The organism is Nocardiopsis sp. L17-MgMaSL7 (genome assembly GCF_003182025.1).
Classification (GTDB): Bacteria; Actinomycetota; Actinomycetes; order Streptosporangiales; family Streptosporangiaceae; genus Nocardiopsis; species Nocardiopsis prasina.
The window spans coordinates 203,548-224,441 of record NZ_QGTF01000002.1; the positions used below are offsets into that span (position 1 = coordinate 203,548).

22 protein-coding genes are annotated in these 20,894 nt (G+C 72.4%); 9 read left to right on the forward strand and 13 right to left on the reverse strand.

The genetic code is table 11. From position 1 onward, the window contains the following. The first annotated feature begins 75 nt into the window (after positions 1-75). The 4 genes from BDW27_RS03570 (at position 76) to BDW27_RS03585 (ending at position 4,813) form a co-directional block, all read left to right on the forward strand. The gene (locus tag BDW27_RS03570) at positions 76-1,551 is read left to right on the forward strand and encodes a four-carbon acid sugar kinase family protein (protein ID WP_110048222.1); all 1,476 of its coding nucleotides are present in this window, start codon (positions 76-78) and stop codon (positions 1,549-1,551) included. Next, on the forward strand, positions 1,548-2,456 hold the full coding sequence (locus tag BDW27_RS03575) for an NAD(P)-dependent oxidoreductase (RefSeq protein ID WP_110048223.1): 909 nt from the start codon (positions 1,548-1,550) through the stop codon (positions 2,454-2,456). Before BDW27_RS03570 ends, BDW27_RS03575 begins: the two co-directional genes overlap by 4 nt. A gap of 4 nt (positions 2,457-2,460) precedes the next feature. Further along, positions 2,461-3,924: a GntP family transporter gene (locus tag BDW27_RS03580; RefSeq protein ID WP_110048224.1), complete on the forward strand. Its 1,464-nt coding sequence runs from the start codon at positions 2,461-2,463 to the stop codon at positions 3,922-3,924. Positions 3,925-4,018: 94 nt separating this feature from the next. Further along, entirely contained in the window at positions 4,019-4,813 is a 795-nt protein-coding gene (locus tag BDW27_RS03585; protein ID WP_110048225.1) for an SDR family NAD(P)-dependent oxidoreductase, read from the forward strand. 22 nt (positions 4,814-4,835) lie between these two features. Here BDW27_RS03585 and BDW27_RS03590 read toward each other — a convergent pair whose 3' ends face one another. Further along, a complete protein-coding gene (locus BDW27_RS03590) occupies positions 4,836-5,600 on the reverse strand; it encodes an enoyl-CoA hydratase/isomerase family protein (protein WP_017545421.1) in 765 nt (254 codons plus the stop codon). A gap of 188 nt (positions 5,601-5,788) precedes the next feature. On the opposite strand from BDW27_RS03590, the gene BDW27_RS03595 reads away from it, so the two are divergent. Further along, the gene (locus BDW27_RS03595; RefSeq protein ID WP_017545420.1) at positions 5,789-6,130 is read left to right on the forward strand and encodes a UBP-type zinc finger domain-containing protein; all 342 of its coding nucleotides are present in this window, start codon (positions 5,789-5,791) and stop codon (positions 6,128-6,130) included. Positions 6,131-6,188: 58 nt separating this feature from the next. Here BDW27_RS03595 and BDW27_RS03600 read toward each other — a convergent pair whose 3' ends face one another. Further along, entirely contained in the window at positions 6,189-6,845 is a 657-nt protein-coding gene (locus tag BDW27_RS03600; RefSeq protein WP_110048226.1) for a PadR family transcriptional regulator, read from the reverse strand. 276 nt (positions 6,846-7,121) lie between these two features. On the opposite strand from BDW27_RS03600, the gene BDW27_RS03605 reads away from it, so the two are divergent. Further along, on the forward strand, positions 7,122-8,363 hold the full coding sequence (locus BDW27_RS03605; RefSeq protein ID WP_017545418.1) for a cytochrome P450: 1,242 nt from the start codon (positions 7,122-7,124) through the stop codon (positions 8,361-8,363). A gap of 61 nt (positions 8,364-8,424) precedes the next feature. Here BDW27_RS03605 and BDW27_RS03610 read toward each other — a convergent pair whose 3' ends face one another. The 8 genes from BDW27_RS03610 to BDW27_RS03645 all read right to left on the reverse strand — a co-directional run bounded on the left by BDW27_RS03610 (position 8,425) and on the right by BDW27_RS03645 (position 15,625). Further along, positions 8,425-9,711, reverse strand: coding sequence for a cytochrome P450 (locus tag BDW27_RS03610; RefSeq protein ID WP_110048227.1), 1,287 nt, complete (start codon positions 9,709-9,711; stop codon positions 8,425-8,427). Next, positions 9,708-10,322 (reverse strand): ATP/GTP-binding protein, encoded by a 615-nt coding sequence (locus BDW27_RS03615; protein ID WP_017545416.1) that lies wholly within the window; start codon positions 10,320-10,322, stop codon positions 9,708-9,710. The genes BDW27_RS03610 and BDW27_RS03615 overlap by 4 nt, the downstream gene beginning before the upstream one ends. Positions 10,323-10,359: 37 nt before the next feature. Beyond that, positions 10,360-10,761: a DUF742 domain-containing protein gene (locus BDW27_RS03620; protein ID WP_017545415.1), complete on the reverse strand. Its 402-nt coding sequence runs from the start codon at positions 10,759-10,761 to the stop codon at positions 10,360-10,362. Further along, complete coding sequence (locus BDW27_RS03625; RefSeq protein WP_110048436.1) at positions 10,758-11,177, reverse strand: roadblock/LC7 domain-containing protein; 420 nt, start codon at positions 11,175-11,177, stop codon at positions 10,758-10,760. The genes BDW27_RS03620 and BDW27_RS03625 overlap by 4 nt, the downstream gene beginning before the upstream one ends. Before the next feature lie 95 nt (positions 11,178-11,272). Next, positions 11,273-13,261 (reverse strand): sensor histidine kinase, encoded by a 1,989-nt coding sequence (locus BDW27_RS03630; protein ID WP_110048228.1) that lies wholly within the window; start codon positions 13,259-13,261, stop codon positions 11,273-11,275. A gap of 337 nt (positions 13,262-13,598) precedes the next feature. Continuing rightward, a complete protein-coding gene (locus BDW27_RS03635) occupies positions 13,599-13,976 on the reverse strand; it encodes a hypothetical protein (protein WP_017545414.1) in 378 nt (125 codons plus the stop codon). Next, the gene (locus BDW27_RS03640; protein WP_233515621.1) at positions 13,973-14,863 is read right to left on the reverse strand and encodes a serine hydrolase; all 891 of its coding nucleotides are present in this window, start codon (positions 14,861-14,863) and stop codon (positions 13,973-13,975) included. The genes BDW27_RS03635 and BDW27_RS03640 overlap by 4 nt, the downstream gene beginning before the upstream one ends. 210 nt (positions 14,864-15,073) lie before the next feature. Continuing rightward, on the reverse strand, positions 15,074-15,625 hold the full coding sequence (locus tag BDW27_RS03645; RefSeq protein WP_110048229.1) for a helix-turn-helix transcriptional regulator: 552 nt from the start codon (positions 15,623-15,625) through the stop codon (positions 15,074-15,076). A 214-nt stretch (positions 15,626-15,839) separates the two neighbouring features. Here BDW27_RS03645 and BDW27_RS03650 point away from each other — a divergent pair, with 214 nt between their 5' ends. Further along, on the forward strand, positions 15,840-16,340 hold the full coding sequence (locus tag BDW27_RS03650) for a hypothetical protein (protein WP_110048230.1): 501 nt from the start codon (positions 15,840-15,842) through the stop codon (positions 16,338-16,340). Between the two features lie 58 nt (positions 16,341-16,398). On the opposite strand, the gene BDW27_RS03655 is transcribed toward BDW27_RS03650, so the two are convergent. Genes BDW27_RS03655 through BDW27_RS03665 form a run of 3 tightly spaced genes read right to left on the reverse strand, consistent with a single transcriptional unit; the run spans position 16,399 to position 19,094 of the window. After that, positions 16,399-17,190 carry an ABC transporter ATP-binding protein gene (locus tag BDW27_RS03655; RefSeq protein WP_110048231.1) on the reverse strand — a complete coding sequence of 264 codons (792 nt, stop codon included), beginning with the start codon at positions 17,188-17,190 and terminating at the stop codon, positions 16,399-16,401. After that, positions 17,174-18,211, reverse strand: a complete 1,038-nt coding sequence (locus BDW27_RS03660) for an ABC transporter substrate-binding protein (RefSeq protein ID WP_110048232.1) — start codon at positions 18,209-18,211, stop codon at positions 17,174-17,176. The genes BDW27_RS03655 and BDW27_RS03660 overlap by 17 nt, the downstream gene beginning before the upstream one ends. 49 nt (positions 18,212-18,260) lie before the next feature. Further along, on the reverse strand, positions 18,261-19,094 hold the full coding sequence (locus tag BDW27_RS03665) for an ABC transporter permease (RefSeq protein WP_110048233.1): 834 nt from the start codon (positions 19,092-19,094) through the stop codon (positions 18,261-18,263). A 269-nt stretch (positions 19,095-19,363) separates the two neighbouring features. On the opposite strand from BDW27_RS03665, the gene BDW27_RS03670 reads away from it, so the two are divergent. Together BDW27_RS03670 and BDW27_RS27985 are read left to right on the forward strand one after the other, a co-directional pair. Continuing rightward, positions 19,364-20,491: a hypothetical protein gene (locus BDW27_RS03670; protein ID WP_110048234.1), complete on the forward strand. Its 1,128-nt coding sequence runs from the start codon at positions 19,364-19,366 to the stop codon at positions 20,489-20,491. A gap of 166 nt (positions 20,492-20,657) precedes the next feature. Beyond that, complete coding sequence (locus BDW27_RS27985; protein WP_255421451.1) at positions 20,658-20,786, forward strand: hypothetical protein; 129 nt, start codon at positions 20,658-20,660, stop codon at positions 20,784-20,786. Positions 20,787-20,894 lie beyond the last annotated feature (108 nt).

Consider the following 20,894-nt stretch of genomic DNA (forward strand, 5'->3'; position numbering starts at 1 on the left):
GTAATCCCTGTGACATGACGCTTGACGACCACGCCGTTTAACATAAGATGTCTGATGTCTTACAAGGGAGTTTCCATGGTCGATCCCCACGAAGTCCTCACCCTTGCCGGGGCACCGAGCCCCGTCACCGCGTCCGCCGTGGCGCGGGAGGCCACCGCCGCCGGTTCCGTCATCGTCGTCCTCGACGACGACCCGACCGGCACCCAGTCGGTGCACGGCCTGCCCGTGCTCACCCGCTGGTCCGTCGACGACCTGCGGTGGGCGTTCGAGCAGGACACGCTCGCCGTCTACGTCCTCACCAACACCCGCAGCCTCGACCCGGCCGAGGCCGAAGCCCGCAACGCCGAGGTGGTGCGCAACGCCCGCACCGCCGCCGGGGACCGGCCGCTGGTCTTCGCCAGCCGGGGAGACTCCACCCTGCGCGGGCACTACCCGCTCGAACCCCGGGTCCTCGACGCCACCCTCCAGGAACTCGGCGACCCCGGCGTCGACGGGGTCGTCATCGTCCCCGCCTTCCCCGACGCCGGACGCGTCACCGTCGGCGGCGTCCACTACATGCGCTCCGGCACGGAGTTCACCCCCGTCGCGGAGACCGAGTTCGCCCGCGACGCCACCTTCGGCTACCGCAACTCCGACCTCCGGGCCTGGGTCGAGGAGAAGACCGAAGGACAGGTCCCCGCGAGCGACGTCACCCTCATCGACCTCGCCCTGCTGCGCGGAGGCGACACCGACGCCGTCACCGCCCGACTGCTGGAACTCCACGACGCCGCGCCGGTCGTGGTGGACGCCGAGTCCGAGGACGACCTGCGCGTCCTCTCCCTGGCCCTCATCGCCGCCGAGCGACGGGGCCGCCGTTTCGTCTACCGGGTCGGCCCGCCGTTCGTGCGCGCCCGCATCGGCATGGAGGCCCGCGTCCCCCTCGACGAGGACGAGATCAGAACCGGCACGGACGCCCCCGGCGGACTCGTGGTGGTCGGCTCCCACGTCGCACTCACCACCCGCCAGCTCGCCGCCCTGGTGGACCGGCACCCCGGCGCCCGTGTGATCGAGCTCGATGTGGACGAGGTCCTCGACCCGTCCGCTCGCGACGCCGCCGTCGCCCGCACCGTGGACACGATCGTCGAGGGCCTGGCCGACCACGACGTCGTCCTGCACACCTCGCGCCTGCTGCGCCTGAGCGACGACCCGGCCACCAGCCTGGCCATCGCCCGCGAGGTCTCGGCCGCCCTCGTCCGGTGCGTGTCCGACACCCTCGGCCGCCGCGCGCCGCGCTTCGTGGTCGCCAAGGGCGGGATCACCTCCAGCGACGTCGCCTCGCTGGGCCTGGGCATCCACCGCGCCCTGGTGCGCGGGCCGATGCTGCCCGGCCTGGTCTCCCTGTGGGAACCGGTCGGCGGTCCGGCCACCGGCATCCCCTACGTCGTCTTCGCGGGCAACGTCGGCGCCGACGACTCCCTCGCGGAGGTCGTCGACCGCCTGAGCTCCCTGACCACCCGCCCCGGAGACGGCGCCCCCGTCACCGGCGCCCCGAACACAGGAGTCCACCCATGACCACCAGCCCCGTCTCGAGCGTCGCCGTCATCGGCCTCGGCGCCATGGGTCTGCCGATGGCCACACGCCTGGCCGGGACGATGACCGTCCACGGCTGTGACATCGCCGCCGTTCGCCGCGACCTCGCCGCCGAGGCCGGTGTGGTGCCCTTCGAGCACGCCGCCGACGCCGTCGCCGGGGTCGACTCCGTGGTGCTGGTGGTGCGCGACGGCGCCCAGCTGCGCGACGTGCTCTTCGGTGAACACGGCATCGTCGAGTCCCTGGCTCCGGGCACCGTTCTGGTCCTGACCAGTACGGTCGGGGTCGAGACGGTCACCGCGACCGCCGAGGAACTGGCCCCGCGCGGCCTGTTCCTCGTGGACGCCCCGCTCAGCGGTGGTCCGGTCCGCGCCGGAGAGGGTGACCTGCTGATCGTGGTCGGCGCCACCCCCGAGGCGCGGGAGGCCGCCGATCCGGTGCTGCGGCGGCTCGCCTCCACCCTGAGCGTCATCGGTGACCGTCCCGGCGACGGCCAGGCGTTCAAGACCGTCAACCAGCTGCTGTGCGGGGTGCACATCGTCGCGGCCGCCGAGGCGCTGGCCCTGGCCCGGTCGCTGGGACTGGACCCCCAGGCCACCCTGGAGACGCTGGGCGCGGGCGCGGCCGGCTCGTTCATGCTGGGCAACCGCGGGCCGCGCATGCTCCAGGCCTACGAGGAGGAGGGCGCCGAGGTGCTCAGCCGACTCGACATCTTCGTCAAGGACATGGGCATCGTGACCTCCGCGAGCCGCTCCGCCGGACTGGCGACGCCGCTGGCGGCCACCGCCGAGCAGCTGTACCTGCTGGGACAGGGACAGGGCCTGGGCGCCGCCGACGACTCCGCCGTGATCCGTGTCGTGGCACCCGAACCCACCGGCAAGGAGTAGTCGCATGGGCGCCCTCACCCTTCTGGGCATCGCGGCGGGCGGCATCGCCCTGCTGCTGGTGCTGATCATCCGCTTCAAGGTCCACGCCTTCGTGGCCCTGCTCCTGGTGAGCATCCTCGTCGGCCTGGTCTCGGGCATGCCGCTGGTCACCGTTCCGGCCACCGGCGACGCACCCGAACAGCTCGGCATCATCGCCACGATCACCGCCGGCATGGGCGGGACCCTGGGGTCGGTGGCGCTGCTCGTCGCCCTGGGCGCCATGCTCGGCCGCATGATCGAGGTGTCCGGCGGCGCCGAGAGCCTGGCCGGGCGCTTCACCGGCTGGCTGGGACCCAAACGGGTCTCGGCGGCCCTCACCGGGGCCGCGCTGATCCTCGCCGTCCCCGTGTTCTTCGACGTCGGCTTCATCATCCTCGTGCCGATCATCTACGGGTTCGCGAAGGCCGCCGGGGTCGATCCGGTGAGGTTCGGCCTGCCGGTGGCCGGGATCATGCTCGCGGTCCATGTCTCCGTGCCGCCCCACCCGGGCGTCGTCGGCGGGGCCGCGCTGCTTGAGGGCGACATCGGTTGGATCCTGATCCTGGGCCTGATCGTGTGCGCGCCGCTGGCCGTGATCGCGCACTACGTGTCCAAGCGGCTCACCCGCCGCGAGATCCCCATGCTGGCCGCGACCCGCGCGCAGTTCGAGGCGTTCGGCGGCGCAGGAGAGGGCGGTTCGGGGCCGGAGGGCTCCGGCGGCACCGGGGGCGGCGCGTCCGGCGGTTCCACCGGCACGTTGGACCGGACCGAGACGCCGCCCAGCGTGTGGACCATCCTCGGGCTCATCCTCACGCCGCTGGCGTTCATCATGGTCGGCACGACCTCGGCGACGGTCCTTCCCGAGGACCACCCGCTGCTGCCCGTGCTGTCGTTCGTGGGCGCCCCCGTCTTCGCGCTGCTCGTCGCGCTGGTGCTCGCCTACTTCCTGCTCGGGGTACGGCGCGGGTGGTCGACCTCCCACATCGGTGAGGTCATGGAGGCGGCGCTGCCTCCCGTGGCCATCGTCGTCCTGGTCACCGGGGCGGGCGGGGTGTTCGCCAGCGTGCTCACCGAGAGCGGTGTGGGCGAGGCGCTCGCCGACACCCTCGCCGGGACCGGCCTGCCCATCCTGCTGCTCGGCTTCGTGCTCTCGCTGGCACTGCGCGCCTCACAGGGGTCGGCGACGGTCGCGATCCTGACCACCTCCGGTCTGCTCGCCGACATGACGCTGGGCGGGGACTTCTCCTCGATCCAGGTGGCGCTCATCGCGCTGGCCATCGCCTTCGGCGCGCTCGGGCTGTCGCACGTCAACGACTCCGGTTTCTGGGTCGTGACCCGCTACCTGGGGTTGTCGGTCTCCGACGGCCTGCGGACGTGGACCGTCCTGACCACGGTGTTGGGCGTGTCGGGCTTCCTGTTCGTCAGCCTGCTGTGGCTGGTGCTCGGCTGACCCCTGCGCCCGGCGCCCGCGGTGGGGGCCGACCCTGACGACACACCCCGGACGGGGCGGACCAGGTCCGCCCCGTCCTTCTAGTGTGGGTCCCATGCGCATCGATCTGTCTGGGAGTACCGCACTGGTCACCGGGTCGACCCAGGGGATCGGGATGGCCGTCGCCGCCGCGCTCGCGGACGCGGGGGCCCGCGTCGCGATCAACGGTCGCCGCCCGGAGAGGGTGGCCGAGGCGATCGGCTCTCTGAGGGACCGCGTTCCGGGGCGAGAGCTGGTCGCCGCCCCGGGCGACGTCACCACCGAGCGCGGCGCGGCGGCCGTGCTCTCCGCCGCCGCCGAGGTGGACGTCCTGGTCAACAGCCTGGGCCTGTTCGGAAGCGCCCCGGCGCTGGAGATCAGCGACGAGGAGTGGCGGCGCTACTTCGACACCAACGTGCTCTCCGCCGTACGGCTGATCCGCGCCACCCTGCCCGGCATGATCCGTCGCGGTTGGGGACGCGTGCTCAACATCGCCAGTGACTCGGCACTGGCGATCCCCGCCGAGATGATCCACTACGGCGCCTCGAAGACGGCGCTGCTCGCCGTCACACGGGGTTTCGCCAAGGAGGCGGCCGGGTCCGGGGTGACCGTCAACTCGGTGGTCGCCGGACCCACCCACACCCGCGGGGTGGAGGACTTCGTGTACGAACTGGTCGACCGTGACCTGCCGTGGGACGAGGCCCAGCACGAGTTCATGATCCGGCACCGTCCGATGTCGCTGCTCCAACGCCTGATCGAGCCCGAGGAGATCGCCAACATGGTGGCCTACCTGAGCTCCCCGCTGGCCTCGGCGACGACCGGCGCCGCCGTCCGGGTGGACGGCGGCTACGTCGACTCCATAGTTCCCTGAGCCGGGCGGGGCCCGGCCCGGTTCACTCCCCTGTGAAGACCGGACGCGTGCGGTCGAGGGAGGCGGTGATCCCGACCGCGTTGTCCCTGGTCTCGAGCAGCCTCGTCTGTTCGATGATCTCCCGTTCCAGAGCGGAGGGGAGTTCGCTGAGCAGGCCCGCGCGGAGGGTGGCCTTCATGGAGCGCACCGCGAGCGGGGCGGACTCGGCGATCCGTCGCGCCTGGCGCACGGCCTCCTCTCGCAGGTGCTCCTCGTCCACGAGATGGTCGGCCAGGCCGATGGCGTGGGCCTCGGTACCGGTGATCCGGCGCGCCGTGTAGAGCATGTCGGCGGCCTTCTGCCGACCCACGATGCGGGGCAGGGAGACGCTCAGGCCGAACCCCTGGTGCAGGCCCAACAGGCCGAAGTTGGCATGGAACCGGGAGGAGGCCGCGGCCACGCGGAAGTCGGCCGCGCACGCCAGACCGAGCCCGCCGCCCACCGCCGCGCCCTGGACGGCGGCGATCACGGGGACCGGCAGTGAGTACAGGCGCAGCCCCTGGCCGTAGATGGCGCTGAGCGTGCGGACCGGGGAGTCGCCGACCCCGCCGGAGGCGAAGTCCACCCCGGCGCAGAAGTTCCTGCCCTCCGAGCAGAGCACGAGCGCCCGGCATCCCCCGGCGGCCAGCTCCTCCGCGGCGTCGGCCAGTGCGGTGAGGACGTCGAGGTCGAAGTGGTTGTTCGGTGGGCGGTGGATCTCCAGGACACCGACGTGACCGTCGACGCCGACGGACAGCTCCTCGCTCATGGAGTGCCTTCCAGGTAGTGCGGGCCCGGGCTTCGGGTCCGTTGTTCGGGGCGACCGGCGACGAGGGTATCGGGAGTGCGCGTCACCGGCGGCGGGAGGGCACGCTGACCGCTGTCCCCGTCTCCGGAGTGGGTCGTCGCCGCGCGTTGTTCACCGTCCGGGACGGTTCCAGTGGTTAGCGTGACGTCATGAGCAACGAGATCGACCCGACCGCGCCGCCCAGCGGCACCGGCTGCCAGGAGTGTCTCGCCGGGGGTGGCTGGTGGGTGCACCTGCGCAGGTGCGCGGCCTGCGGACACGTGGGCTGCTGCGACAGCTCTCCGTCCCAGCACGGCACTCGTCACTTCGAGGCCACCGGCCACCCGATCATGCAGAGCTTCGAGCCGGGTGAGGACTGGTTCTACGACTTCCGCACCCAGCAGGTCAGCGAGGGCCCGGAGCTGACGGCGCCGACCTCGCACCCCCTGGACCAGACGGTGCCCGGCCCGGCCGACCGGTTGCCGTCCGACTGGCAGAGGCACGTCAACTAGCCGGGCGCGACCACGGGCGACCGGGTGCGGTCCGACGGCGGCGAGGGGACCTCGGTGGTCATGACGAGGGGCCGACCCCGGCGCCCGGTGCCCGTGCGGACCGGCCGCCGTCGTCCCGGCCCCCGTCGTCCTCGACCCGATCGTTGCGCACCCGGACCCTGTCGTCGCGGCGGCGTTCGAGGATGGCCAGGGTGGCGGCGCCCCAGCGCAGGTTCTCCTGTTCGTGTGAGCGTCCGCGCTGGAGGGTGAGGTAGGGGCCGACCCGGTCGGCCCCGCGCAGGAAGCGCTCCTCGTCGCGACCGTCGAGCATGCGGGCCGCGATGCGGTCGTAGCGTTCGAGCTTGGCGCGGCTGAGCTCCATGCGCTCCTCGACGGCGCCGATCACCGCGTCCATGTCGGTCTCGTCCACGGCCTGGAGCCGGACGAGCAGGTCGTCACGGATCGCGGTCGGCCGGGCGGGCCGCTGGCTGAAGGAGCGCAGCGCCTCGCGTCCGGCCTCGGTGACGGTGAACAGCCGCTTGTCGGGCCTGCGGTCCTGCCGCACGACCCGGGCACTGAGCAGGCCCTCCCCCTCCAGGCGTTCGAGTTCGCGGTAGAGCTGCTGCGGGGTGGCCGACCAGAAGTTCGCGACCCCCGCGTCGAACCGTTTGGCCAGGTCGTAGCCGGAGGCTTCCCCCTCCAGCAGCGCCGCCAGGACCGCCTCTCCCAATGCCATTGGGACAAATTAGCACCCTGACCCCAAAACCGACGTGGAGGCGGCGGCACGGCCGGGTCCCCACCAACACGGAATCTCGTACGGGCACGCCCCACGCCCGACACGGACAACCGAATCTCCGCTCTTCGGACGCGTTTCGGACATCAGAAAAGCGGACCTCTCTCTCCTTTCGCCTGGAAATCGTGTCTCGGCCAGGTCAGGGGGTGGATTCGTGCCGGAACCCCTACCTACTGTGAGGATTCCTCTGGCCTCCGCCACCGCTGGGAGCGTGACCACTTGTCCAACGCACACGGCATCCCCGACCTCCTCTCCCCCGCGTTCGCCGACGACCCCTACAGCGCCTACTCCCTGTTGCGTGATCACGAGCCCCTGCTGTGGCACGAACCCACCTCCAGCTACGTCCTCTCCCGATACGAGGACGTGCGGCGGGTCTTCCAGGACCGCGAGCGCGCCTTCTCCACGGACAACTACGGCTGGCAGCTGGAGCCGGTGCACGGCCGGACCATCCTCCAGCTGGACGGGCGCGAACACGCGACCCGTCGGGCCCTCGTCGCGCCCGCGTTCCGGGGCCGCGAACTCCAGGACCGCTTCCTGCCGGTGATCGAGCGCAACAGCCGCGCCCTCATCGACGCGTTCCGGGACGAGGGCCGGGTCGACCTCGTCTCCCAGTACGCGACCCGGTTCCCGATCAACGTCATCGTGGACATGCTCGGCCTGGACCAGGGCCACCACGACCGCTTCCACGACTGGTACTCGGCGATCATCGCCTTCCTCGGCAACCTCGCCCAGGACCCGCGGGTCACCGAGGACGGGCTCCGCACGAGGGACGAGTTCGCGGAGTACATGCTCCCGATCATCGCCGAACGCAGGGAACGGCCCGGAGACGACCTGCTCTCCCGCCTGTGCCAGGCCGAGGTCGACGGCACCCGGATGACCGACGAGGAGGTCAAGGCCTTTTGCAGCCTCCTCCTGGCGGCGGGCGGGGAGACCACGGACAAGGCGCTGGCCAGCCTGTTCGCCAACCTGATCACCCACCCGGAGCAGCTGGAGGCGGTCCGCGCGGACCGTTCCCTGATCCCGCGCGCCTTCGTGGAGTCGCTGCGCCTCACCCCGCCCGTGCAGATGATCATGCGCCAGGCCAGCCGTGACGTGGAGGTCGGCGGTGGAACGGTGCCCGCGGGAGCCACGGTCACCTGCCTGATCGGGGCGGCCAACCGCGACCCCGACCGGTACGCCGACCCGGACCGTTTCGACATCTCCCGCCCGGAGCTGTCCGGGGCCACGTCCTTCTCGGCCGCCGCCGACCACCTGGCCTTCGCGCTCGGCCGCCACTTCTGTGTGGGGGCGCTGCTGGCCGAGGCCGAGGTGCGGGTGGCGGTCAACGACCTGCTCGACGCCATGCCGAACGTGCGACTGGCAACAGGAGCCACTCTGGTGGAACAGGGCCTGTTCACCAGGGGCCTGAGAGAACTGCCCCTGGAGTTCTCACCGGCCCCCGGCCCCCGGACCGTCCCCTGACTCCCGGCCCCGACCCGCGCACGACAGCCGCCGACCGTGTCCACCGGTGTCGACTGGCGGGCTACACCACCTGGCGCCGACACCGGCCGACGATCGGGCTGTACAGGGCGGGGAGTTCGTAGAGTCCGCGCATCCACACCGAGGGCCGCCACCGCAACTGGTCCGGTGACACGCCCATCCGCACGTCCGGCAGCCGGTCCAGGAGGGTCTCCACGGCGGCGCGGGCGATCACCTCCGCCACCTCGGGCGCGGGGAACGGGCAGCCGTGTTCCCCGTGCCCGAACGACATCTGCGCCCGGTTGCTGCCGAAGATTCCCAGGTCACCGGTGTTGAGCCGGGGATCAGCGTTGGCCGCGGCCATCCCCAGCACCAGGAGGTCGCCGCGCCTGATCCGGCGCCCGCCCAGCTCACAGGCCTGCACCGCCCACCGCCCGATGAAGTTCTGCGTGGGGGTGTTCTTCCACAGCACCTCGTTGAGCGCCTCACCGGAACTGCTGCGACCGCCCTGGAGCGTGAGTGAGAAGTGGTCGTCCAGCAGCATGAGCCGCAGCGTGTTCCCGATCCAGTTGCCGGTGGGGGCCTGGGCCGCCGACATGATCACCAACAGGTCGATGACCACCTCGTCGTCGGTGAGCCCGGCCGGGTGCAGGAGCAGCCGCGAGGGGATGTCGTCACGCGGGTGGGCCCTGCGTTCGCTGACGATGCGCCGCATGCGCTCCTGGACCCGGTGGTGGGCCTGCCCCGCGTCGGCGGTGACGTCGAGGGAGACGAGGATGTCGCGCACCAGGTCGGGGACCTCCTGCTGGGGCAGGCCGTACAGCCGGGCGATCACCCCCGCCGGGATGTGGTGGGCGTACTGGCTGACGAGGTCGGCCTCACCGTCCCCGGCGAAGTGGTCGATCAGGTCGTCCGAGACCTGCTCGCACAGGGTGCGCAGGTCGGCGCGGTCCGTGGCGTCCAGGGCGTCACCGATGGCCCCCGCGCGCCGCTGGTGCTCGGCACCCTCGGCGAACATCACCGAGGGGGTCCACATCACGTACGGCATCAGCGGCCAGGCGTCGTCGATGTGGTCCCACATGTTCCAGCGCCGGCAGTCCCGGGCGAACCACTCGGGCCGGTCGGAGACGTGGTGCAGCTCCCGGTAGCCGAGGACGAACCACGCGGGGATGTCACCGTCGAGGAGGATGGGGGCGACGGGGCCGTAGTGACGGCGCATCTCCTCGTAGAGGGGCACCGGGTCGCAGGCGATGTCGGGCCCGTAGAAGCGCATGGCGTGCTCGTGGTCGGGCGACAGGGGTGCGGGCCTCCTGGGGACGACGGTCCCCGGGGCTCCGACGTTGTTGTTCACGATGACCTCTCCGGTGCGGACTCGGGCGGGCGGTACCGGGACAGATGGCGGACGAGGGAGATGAGGACGTCGCGGCTGGACTCGCGGCTGCGGGCGTCGCACTCCAGCAGGGGGACGTCGTTGGACAGGTCCAGGGCGTTGCGCACGTCGTGCAGGCTCGGCCCCGGGGCGAACCGGTTGACCGCGACGACGAACGGGGTGTGGTGGTGTTCGAGCCGGTCGATGGCGTACCAGGAGTCCTCCACCCGGGCAGTGTCGACGAGGACGACCGCGCCGAGGCTGCCGGTGAAGATCTGCTCCCAGAGGAACCAGAAGCGCTTCTGGCCCGGGGCTCCGAAGAGGTACAGGACCCGGGTGGCGTCGATGGTGATCCGGCCGAAGTCGAAGGCGGCCGTCGTGGTGCGCTTGTCCCGGACCCCGCTGAGGTCGTCGACCCCGTCGCTGGCCTGGGTCATGACCTCCTCGGTGCTCAGGGGGCGCATCTCGCTCACCGATCCGACCAGGGTCGTCTTCCCCACGCCGAAGCCGCCGACGATGACGATCTTCAGCGCCTGGCTCGCGGTGCTGGCCAGCGGGGGGCGTCCCGGGGCCGGCGCGGTGGTCGCGTCCACCGGCGCCGGGGGTGTGGAGACCGTCGGTACGTGTGCGTCAGAGTCGTTGAAGGGCAATGAGCACCTGCTTCAGGGTCTCGGGATCGTGCCGGGGTCCTCCTCGCGCGGGGAAGGACCGAACGGGCACGGGGTGCCGGGCGGCCACCGCTCCCGTGTCGAGCAGGTCGGTGAGCAGCACCTTGACGACGCTCACCGGGGCCCTGAGTTCAGCGGAGAGCTCCACCACGGCGGTGGGCCGGGCGCACAGCCGGAGGATGCTGGCGTGTTCTGACTGCATGTCGGGGGCGGGGCCGGACTCCGCGACGACGAGGGTGACGGCGTCCATGGCGGGATCGTCGGCGTCGCCACGCCCCGAGGTGACCGTGTAGAACCGGTCCGGTACCTCGGATCCGGAGGGGGCGCCCTGGGCGGCGGTACCGCGACGGGGGTCCGTGTTCATCGGGACGGGTCCACCTCGTGGGGCCTGCGGCGGGGCCCGGCGGTGAGGTGCCCTCCGATCTGGTCGACGAGCTGGTTCATGTGGCGGGCGACCACCCCCACCTTCGCCTCGAATCCCGCGATGACGGCCAGGTGGGCGCCCTCGCCCGCGCCCATGATGAGCAGGAGCCCCCCGCCGTACTCCAGCATGGCCTGACCCGACCCGGTGCCGTCGCCGAACTCGGCCGAGGCGCTCAGGGACAGGCTCTGGACGCCGGCGGAGATGGCGGCGAGCTGGTCGGCGCGGTCCACGTCCAGTTCCCGGGTGTGGCACATCTTGAGGCCGTCCCTGGACAGCACCAGGACGTGGCGGATGCCCGGTGTCCTGTGTCGCAGGTCCTCCAGCAGCCAGTCGAGACTGGCGTCCGTGGTCGTCATGGGGGTAGTGGGGCGGTCGTCCGGCCGCGGCGCCGGGTGCCCCTCCCTCCGTTCCTCTTCGTCGGGTGTGTCGTGGTGCGGGGCGGAGGCGGTGTTCACCGACCGTCCTCCCAGAGGGTGCCCGGTCCGTTCACCTGGTCGTCGTCCTCGTCGTCGTCGCGAAAGGCGGCGAGCCGGCTGGGGAGTTCCCTGCGCGTGTCGGGGTCGAAGTCACGGCGCATGGAGGGAAAGAGCTGTTCCGGGTTCTCCCGCACCGCCTGGGCCAGGGTGAGGCCCCGGAACCGCTGCGGCAGGTCGAAGACCGGCTCGGGCCCGGCGTCCCCGTCGGATCGGGTCGCGGGCCCGGTGCCCCGCGCGGACCCGGTGACGGGCTCGTCGGCGACGTCTGCGAGGGGATCGGCCTTGGCCGCGGCTCGGCGGCCGCCGTCCCGCCTGGCCAACGGCGGGCGGGAGGGGGTGGGTTCGGCCCGGGTCCACGGCCTGGAGGAGGCGGAGGGCGCACCGGCCACCGGGATTCCGGACGAGGGAGTGCCGGTGGCCGGGGTGTCCCCGGCCAGGACGTCGACGCCCGGGTCACTCGGGGCGGGGTCCCCAGCGGTGAACGCGGGCGGTGCCGGGGGCTGGGGCTCCTGGTCGAGTGCGGACGCGTCGACGGCGGGGGCGCCGGGGCCGGGAGTCCGGGTCGCGGCGGCCCGCTCCGCCAGCTCTGCCTCCCTCGCGAGCTCCTCGTCCCTCTCCTTCTGGAGTCGGGGAGGCAGCGGCATCTCGTACGCGGTGATGAGGTTGGGCGGGATGAGCACGACCACCCCGGTGCCGCCCCGCGCCGAGGGCCGGAAGCTCACCTGGAGGTCGTACTTGTCCGCCAGGGCTCCCACCACGGCCAGCCCCATGCGCAGGCCCGGGAGCGTGGCCAGGGTGCGGGGCTCCTCGATGTAGTTCTCCGCCGCCCGGCGCTCCCGCTGGCGCAGGCCCCGGCCGCTGTCCTCGACGGTGACGGTGACCCCGCTGTCCTCCTCCTGGGCGTAGACGTTGACGTCGGTGCCGTTCGCGGAGAAGTTGGCCGCGTTGTCCATGAGTTCGGCGAGCACCTGGATGACCCCCTCCGCCGCGTAGCCGACCACCGCCGAACGGTGCGTGTAGTGCAGGCGGACCCGGCGGTAGGCGGTGATGCGGCCCTGGGCGCCGCGCAGGATGCTCTCCATGCCGATGGGGCGGTTCCAGCGTCGCCCGGAGCGGCCTCGGGCGAGGGTGACGAACGCGTCCGCGAGGCGGCCGGTGCGGGAGACGTTGTGGTCGACCAGCAGGAGGTCGTTGAAGACGTCCGAGCGGTCGCCGTAGCGGAACTCCAGGTCGCGGAGCTGGGCGAGCAGGGTGGTGAGGTGCGCCTGGACGCGCCCGCCGATGTTGGCTGCCGAGATCAGCGCGGTGGCGCTGCGGCGTTCGGCGGTCACCAGCTCCTCGATCACGCGGGTGCGCAGGTGGGCCACGGCCGGGTGGACCTCCCGGAGCTCCTGGGCGAGGACCTCCTCGGCGATGGTGCGGTCCTGGCGGACGCGGTGCACGATGAACGGCAGGGTGGTGTCGGCCAGGTCGGTGACCTCGTTCTCGATCTCCGTGCGCGCCGTACGGGCCTCGGTGGCCCGGCGCTCGGCGTCGGCGAGCTGGGTCGTGAGGGCGTGCGCGAGCCGGTCGACCGTGGGGTGGGTGGGCCGGGGGTGGTCGGCGAGCACGCGCTGGAGGGGCCGCCCCTCACGGGCGGCGTGGGAGAGGGCTGGCAGGAGGGCGTCGACGACCCACCCCGTCTCCTCCTCCAGGGTGCGCGCCCCCGCGCTGACCCTGGTGCCGTGGGCTCGGGTGATGCGCGCGACGGCCGCGTGGTGGGCGGCGGTCGCCACGGCGGCGCACAGCAGCAGTGCGACCACGCCGCCGAGGAGGGCGATGACCGGTCGGGCCGGTTCGGGGGTCTCGATCACCGCCCACGACCATGCCGGAGCGGCCACGGCGGAGGCAACCAGGAGGGCGACGAGTGCCTGTTGGCCGGGGCGCGGGTGCGGGCGTTTCCGGTCGGACAGGTGTACTGCCATGTAGGGGTTCCTCGCGGCTTTCCGTGCGGATGGCGGATTCGTTGCCGTTGCACCCGCCCGTGTCACGTGCGGTCTGGATTACACCCCGAAAGACCCGAAGCGTGGGCTCGGGGGCGGATGGATTTCACGTTAGACCACCCCCTGGGGAGTGCGGGGAGTTTTCCACAAGCGGGCCCCCTGGCAGGGAGAAGACCGGCGGCGCGCCCGCCGGACAATGTCACTTTGATGGACATTTCGGCATTGCCGGTGTTTTCCGAAAAGGGGGCTTTCACGGCTTTTATCGATTCCTCGTCTCGGAAACCGAGGAGGGCGACCGCCGAAGAAGGGTTCTGGCCCCTCAGAGGGTCAGGAAGAGGACCAGGGCGACGGTCAGGCCCACGACGAGCAGGGCCCCGATCCAGCGCCCGCGGCCTCCGCCGCCCTCCGACCTCCAGGGCAGGACCCGCCAGCGGACGGCTCCCGCGCCCAGGGCCGTCGCGGTCAGGACGGCGTTGACCCACCACAGGGCCGCCGGAACGTACAGCCATCCCACGGCGAGCAGGGTGTACGCCGTGGCCAGGACCACGAACGCGGACCTCCGGACCACGGTCCAGCGGTCAGGGAAGGCGTGGTCGCCCTCCCGGCTTCGCGCGGACCGCACCATCTCCCAGGTCAGGGTGGTGGCGCAGACCGTCAGCACCGCCCACACGGTGAGGTTGACCAGGGTGTCGTTCACGCCTTCTCCAGCAGCAGGTCGAGGGCGACGGAGTCCACGGCGACGGCGCTGTCCGCCAGCACGAGGACCGCGCGCCCGCCCTCGCGGTCCAGGGCGACCATGGCCGCGAATCCACCGGTCATGCCGTTGTGCCAGGTCACCTCGGTGCCGTCGTGGTCGGTGACGAACCAGCCCAGGCCGATCCCGCTCCCCCGCCCGTCGTCCCAGCGCGGCTCCAGGGCCTCCACGCCGGGTACCTCCCCCTCCAGCAGGGCGCGGACGAGGAGTCCCATGTCGCCGCCGGTGGAGTACACCCCGCCCATGGGTGCCCAGGCGGCGTTGGCCGAGGGCGAGAAGGGGCGACCGTTGGTGCCGTACCCCACGGCCGCCTCAGCGGGTACGTCGTCGGGAGCGGCTGGGACGACCGTGCTCTCCATCCCGAGCGGGACGAGCACGCGCTGGCGGAGGAGCGTCTCGTAGTCGGTTCCGGCCGACGCCGCCAGGGCCTGGCCCAGCAGGGCGGCGCCGAGGTTGGAGTAGGCAAACTCACCCCGGTCCGTGAGGTCGGCCCCGGCGGCACTGTCGAGCAGGGTGTCGAGGTCGCCGGTGTAGGGGTCGCGGTTGCGCAGGTTGTCCAGGAGCATGGTGACCGAGCTCGCCGCGCCCGGCGGGTTCCTGGGGAGCCCGGACCGGTGGGAGGAGAGCTCGGCGAGCGTGACCGTCGAGGCGGGGGCGCCCTTCAGGTCGAGCAGGGCACCGAGTTCGGTGACCTCCTCCACCTCGCCGCGCTCGATCGCCTCGGCCAGCAGGAGCCCGGTCAGGGACTTGGAGACGGAACCGATCTCGTAGAGGGTCGTCTCGTCCGCGCCGAAGTAGGCCTCCCGGACGCTGTCGCCGTCGACCTCCACGACGGCCGCCGTCGCGCGGGGGCCCTCCTCCAGCAGGGGGAGGGCGCGTTCGGCCAGACCGGTGTCGCCGGTGACCTCCGCCGACAGGTCCGGGGGGCGCGGGCCGCACGACGAACCCGGCGGCCAGGACGGCGACGGCCACGACCACCGCCGTCACCCCGGCCCGCGTGTCTCTCCGCATGCGAGCCCCCTCGTTCCTCGTTTCGTTGCTCAGCCCCGTGCGGCGGTGAGGATCACCAACAGCGGGACCAGTCGCTCCGGCGGGATGACGTAACGGCCGCGTTTGCGGGTGACCAGCCAGCCCGCCGCGACCAGCAGGTTGACGTGGTGGTAGATCTGGCCGCTGGTGCCGAACTCCGCGCGTTCCTTCAGCTCGGCGACGGTGGAGACTCCGGAGTGGACCGCGTGCAGGATGCTGAGCCGGACCGGGTGGCCGAGGGCGTCCAGGTTCCCGGCCAGCGCGGACCAGTCGAGGTTCTCGATGTCCTCGACGGATCTGCCGTACTGCCACTGGACCGGCTCCGGTGCGCCCTCGACCGGGACGACGCCCGCGAAGACGACCGAGCCGTCGTCGGGGGCGCGCTCCTTGAGGGCCTCCAGGACGAAGAAGTGTCCGGCGTAGGTGTTCTCGGCGGGCCCGGCCTTCGCGGGATCCGGTCGCTCCAGCTCGGCGACCCGGGCCTCCAGGTCGGCGAGGCGTTGCTCCGTGCTGGCGTGGGGGGCGGGTTCCGCGGTTGGTTCTGCCACGTGCCCACGGTACACGATTCTACGTTGTTACGTAAAAGCAGAACTTCCCTGGATGTGTCGAGGGCCCGGCGAGGACCCCCGCCCGGCTTTGCCCGATCCGGGGGAACAGGTTCCGTGCCACTTACGCACCGTGGTCGATGATGAGGGGGCGGAGTCGGTATCCGCCTGCTCGTGACACCAGAGAGGTCGCCCCCGTCAGTACTCCTGGGCGACCGGCAGAGGAGCACCCATGCGGACACAGGCCAACGGTTGGCAGTACTTCGTCGCCACGCTGCTCATCGTCACCGGAGTCATCAACGTGATCCAGGGCCTCGCGGCGATCTTCACCCCGGGCTTCTTCGTCGCCACGGAGACCCAGATGCTCATCCTGGAGTACGGCGCCTGGGGCGTCCTGCTCGGCCTCTGGGGTGTGGTGCTGGTCGCCGCCGGTCTGGCGGTCCTGTCCGGCAGCGCCTGGGCTCGGGTCTTCGCCATCGTCCTGTCCGCGCTGAACGCCGTCGCCCAACTGGCCTTCCTGATCGCGATGCCGCTGTGGTCGGTGGTGGTCATCGCCATCGACATCCTGGTCATCTACGGTCTGACCGCCGGCTGGCCCATCGCGGTCGGTGACTCCGAGCGCTCCCGCGAGGCCAGCTACCAGGCCGGCTATCGGGCGGCCCACGATCGGCCGCGTGCCGCGCCCCGGCCGACCTCGTCCCCGGAACACGGCCACCAGCAGTCGACCAACTGAGTCTGCGACCCCTTGCGCCGCCCCCGCTCCGAACGCTCGGGGCGGGGGCGCGCGCGTGTCACCGGGCCGCGGCGCGCACAGCGTCCGCGATCCGGTCCCGGGTCGCCGCGAAGTCCGGATGCGCGCTCGGCTCCCCGGCCCGGGGGAGGTCCGACACCTCGTCGAGCACGATCCGCCCCGGCCGCGCGCTCAGCACCACGATCCGGGTGCCCAGACGGACCGCCTCACCCACGTCGTGGGTGATGGACAGCAGTGTCTTGCCGGTCAGCCGCCACAGGGAGCGCACCTCCTCCTGCATGCGCTCGCGGGTCAGGGCGTCCAGGGCTCCGAACGGCTCGTCCATGAGCACGATGCCGGGGTCCGGGGCCAGGGCGCGGGCGATGGCCGCCCGCTGCCGCATGCCGCCGGACAGCTCGTAGCTGCGCAGGTGCCCGGCGTCGGCCAGCCCCACCAAAGCGAGCTGGCGTTCGGCGAGGGCCCGCCGCCGCGCTCTGCCCGTTCCCGCCATGCGCAGCCCGAACTCGACGTTTCCGCGCACGGTCATCCATGGGAACAGGGTGGGCCGCTGGAAGACCACGCCCCGGTCGGGTCCGGGGCCCCGGACCGGCCGCCCGTTGACGGTGACCGTGCCCCGGGTGGGCGCGTGGAACCCGGCGACCAGCCGCAACAGTGTGCTTTTGCCTGAGCCGGAGGGACCCACGACCACCAGGTGCTCACCCGTGCCCAGGGTCAGGTCGACGCCGTCCAGCGCGGGCACGGTACCGCCGCGCCCCCGGTGTCCGCCCCTCCGGTAGTCGTGTCCCACCCCGACCAGTTCCAGGGCGGCCGGGTGCTCAGGAGCGTGCGACACGTTCGGCTCCAGCGGGGGCGAGCGCGTTCTCGAAGTCCGCACTGTCGGGTGCGGTGTCGATCTCCCCCTGGTCCGCCAGGAACTCGGCGGTGAGCCGCAGGTACCCGGCCAGGGCCCCGGGTGTGTCGGCGGTCCCCAGGTAGTCGGCGGAGGCCTGTTCCTCCGCGCTCAGGAAGACGAGCTGGTCGACCTGCTCGGCCGCCTCCCCGGGCTCCAGGTTGAGTTCGGCCGCGATGGCCTCCACCGCGCTGTCCCGATCCTCTCGGAGGAGGGAGACGGCACGGTCCTGCTGCTCCACCCAGGTGGCCAGGGCGTCGGGGTAGTCCTCGGCGAAACCGGTGCCGACCACGGCGAGGTCGGCGGTGACCCAGCCGCGCTCGGCCAGTTCCCCGCTGGTCACCAGAGGTTGGGCGCCCTGCTCGTAGAGCTGGCCCAGGACCGGGTACCAGACGAAGGCCGCGTCGAGGTCCCCGCGCTGCCAGGCTGCCTGGATGTCCTGGGGTTCGAGGTCGAGCAGTTCGACGTCGTCGGTGCCCAGGCCCGCCTCGTCCAGGGCGGCGATCAGGTGGTAGTGCGTGGTGCTGGCGAAGGGGACCGCTACGGTGCGCCCCTCCAGATCGGAGACCTCGTCGATGCCCTCCGTCGCGGCCAGGGCCTCGTTGTCACCGATGACGTCGTGGATCCACGGCACCTGGTAGTCGATGTCGAGCGGCTGGGACAGGCCCCGGGTGACGGGGGCGCTGCCCGCGAGGGCGATGTCGAGTTCCCCGGCCAGGAAGGCGGTGTTGACGTCTCCCCCGGAGTCAAACCGGTTCCAGACGATCTCGGTGCCGGGCAGGGCCTCCTCCAGCCAACCGTTGTGCTTGACGACGAGGTCGCCGTTGGGGATCGACTGGTAGCCGATGCGCAACTGGCCCGGGGCCCCGTCGGCCGGGTCCTCGGCCGCGCCGGAGCAGCCAGCGAGGATCAGGGCCAGGGCCGCCGCGGCCGAGGCGGTGCGGGCGGTGTCTCTCGGGGTCATGGGTGCTCCGTGGGAGAGGTGATGGGGGTCGGGGACCGGAGGCGGGGACTCACTCCCTGCCCCGCCAGGGTGCGACGGTGCGGTCCAGGGTCTGGAGGAGCCAGTCGAGGAGGAGCCCGGACAGGCCGATGACGACCAGGCCGAGGATCACCACGTCGGTCTGGTTGTAGCGCTGGGCCTCGCGGATCATCCCGCCGATCCCGGGGACGCCGTTGACCGTCTCGGCCGCCACAACCGAGGTGTAGGCCACGCCCACCGCGATCCGCACGCCGGTCATGATCTCCGGCAACGAGTGGGGCAGGACCACCCACACCGGCAGGTGCCAGGGGCGCGCGCCCAGCGACCGGGCGGCGTTCAGGTAGTCCGGCGCCACCCCGCGCACGGCGTCCGCGGTGGCCACGGCGACCGGGGGCAGGGAGGCGATGACGAGGAGCCAGATCTTGGGTTCCTCGCCGATCCCGAACCAGATGACAAGCAGGCTGAGGTAGGCCAGTGGCGGCAGGGTGCGCACGAAGGTGACGAAGGGGCCGAGCACGGCGCGGGCCACCGGGACCAGCCCGATGAGCAGTCCGAGGAGGACCCCGCCGACCGTTCCGAGGGCGCTGCCCACGAGGATGCGGCGCAGGCTCACCCCGAGGTGTTCCTGGAGGGTGTGCCCGCTGTAGCCCTGGGTGCTGGTGGCCACGGCCTGGTCCCAGACCGCTCCGGGCCCGGGCAGGATGACCGGCGGCCAGAGCTCGGCCCGGGCCGCGGCCCACCACACCAGCAGGAAGCCGCCCACTGAGAGCGCCCGGAGCCCGAACGAGCGCACCACCGGGGGAAGGCCCCGACGCTCCGGCGCGGGTGTCTCGCGTGCCTGACGGTCCGGCGCGAGGACGCTCATTCGAGGATCCCCGCATGGCCCGGCACCGTTCGGGCGCGGGAGGCGGAGGGGCCGAGGTCGGGGGACGGGGGCTGGTGGAGGCACATGTGGGGGCGTCTTTCGCGGAGGAGCCGAAGAACAAACCTGACTATACAGGTAGGAAATCAGAAGTTAAGGCCGGAGGGTCCCCGAACCCGCGCCCGTTCGGAAGACGCGAACGGGTGCGGAAGGACTCTCCACCGACCGGGAGGCCTGTGGACAACCGGATTCCCGGGCTTTCGGAACCTAGGATGGAAGGCATGCGTACCCCCCGTCCGCGTCTGCCGCGAATCCGTGTGTCCGCCTCCGTGATGTCCCATCCCCGCCGAGCCGAGTCCGCGAGGAGGGTCGCCGCACACACCGGCCTGCCCCTCACCGGGCTGGCCCTGGACCCCGACCCGGCCGGCCCGCCCACCGCCCTGCGCAGCGCCACAGTGGCCTTCGGCGCCGCCGAGCGGTACGACACCACCCACCACCTGGTCCTCCAGGACGACGTGCGGCTCGCGGAGGGCTTCGCGGGAACCGTGGAACGGTACCTGGACGCTCACCCGGGGGCCGCGGTCTCGTTCTTCGTCGAGTGGGGGTCGCGTACCGCGACCCTGGCCCGGTGGGCGGTGTTCACCGGAGCCGGAGCGGTTCCGGTGGTCAACCCCTACGTGCCCACGGTCGCCCTGGCGCTGCCCTCGTGGCTCTCCGCCGACCTGGCCGGGTTCCTGGCGGCCGAGGGCAGGGAGGAGGAGCCCGACGACCGGGAGGTGCTGCGGTTCGTCCGGCGCACCGGGACCCGCGCGCTGGTCGCGGTGCCGACCCCGGTGGAACACGAGGAGCTGCCCAGCCTGGTCGGCAACTCCGGTCACGGGGCGCGGCGTTCGGTGTGCTTCGCAGCGGCGCCCGTGGCGGACCCCGACACCTCGGTCCTGGAACCGCCGCGCCCGCTCCCCCACCTGAACTGGACCACCGGGGAGGCCGTACTCGTGGACCTCGACCACGACGTACCGGAGTCCCACGTGCCGCTCGCCCGCGCCCTGTCCGCCTGGGGAGCCGACGGGGCACGCATGTCGGCCGCACTCGCCGCCAGTGCCGGAGCTGGTCCGGTGGCCGGGCTGGTTCCCCCTCCACATCTGTCTGCGGTCTGGCACACGGCGGTGGCCAACGGCGCCGTGTTGGAGGGCCGCTGGCCGGGGGTGGTCGGCGGGCTACGGAACCGGCGCGGGGAGAGGGCGGTGGAAGGGGCGCTGGCCACGCTGGTGCCGGGGGCCCTGCGCACCGTGGTCGACGTCGACGTCCTGGAGGAGCACCGGTCGGCGGTGGTCTCGCTGACCCTGGACGCCCTGGAGTTCGGCGCGGAGCACTGCCCCGCCCCCAAGGAGGCCCTGTGACCGGCGACGTGCGCGTCTCCTGCGCGGTGATGACGCACCGGCGCCAAGCCGGGGCCGCCCGCGCGCTGGCACGAGCCCTGCCCGGGCTCGCGCACACCGTGGTCACGAACCCCGCATCCGAAGGGCCGCCGTCCACCCTGCGCACCTCACCCGAGCCTGGTCCACCATGCCCGGCCGGGCCGCCCAGCACCTGGTCCTCCAGGACGACGCCGCCCGACCGGGCCTGCACGAGGCGCTGTCGACGCTGGTCGCCGCCTCCACGCCCCGATGTGGCGGGGCGCCACACCGGGGATGACCCAGGGCGGCTCGGGAGTGGCCGCCCACCGCACCGCGAACACGCACCCGCGCCCGGGGCTGACACCGCCCCCGGGAGCGCTGGACGGAGACTCCCACCGGCACCCGC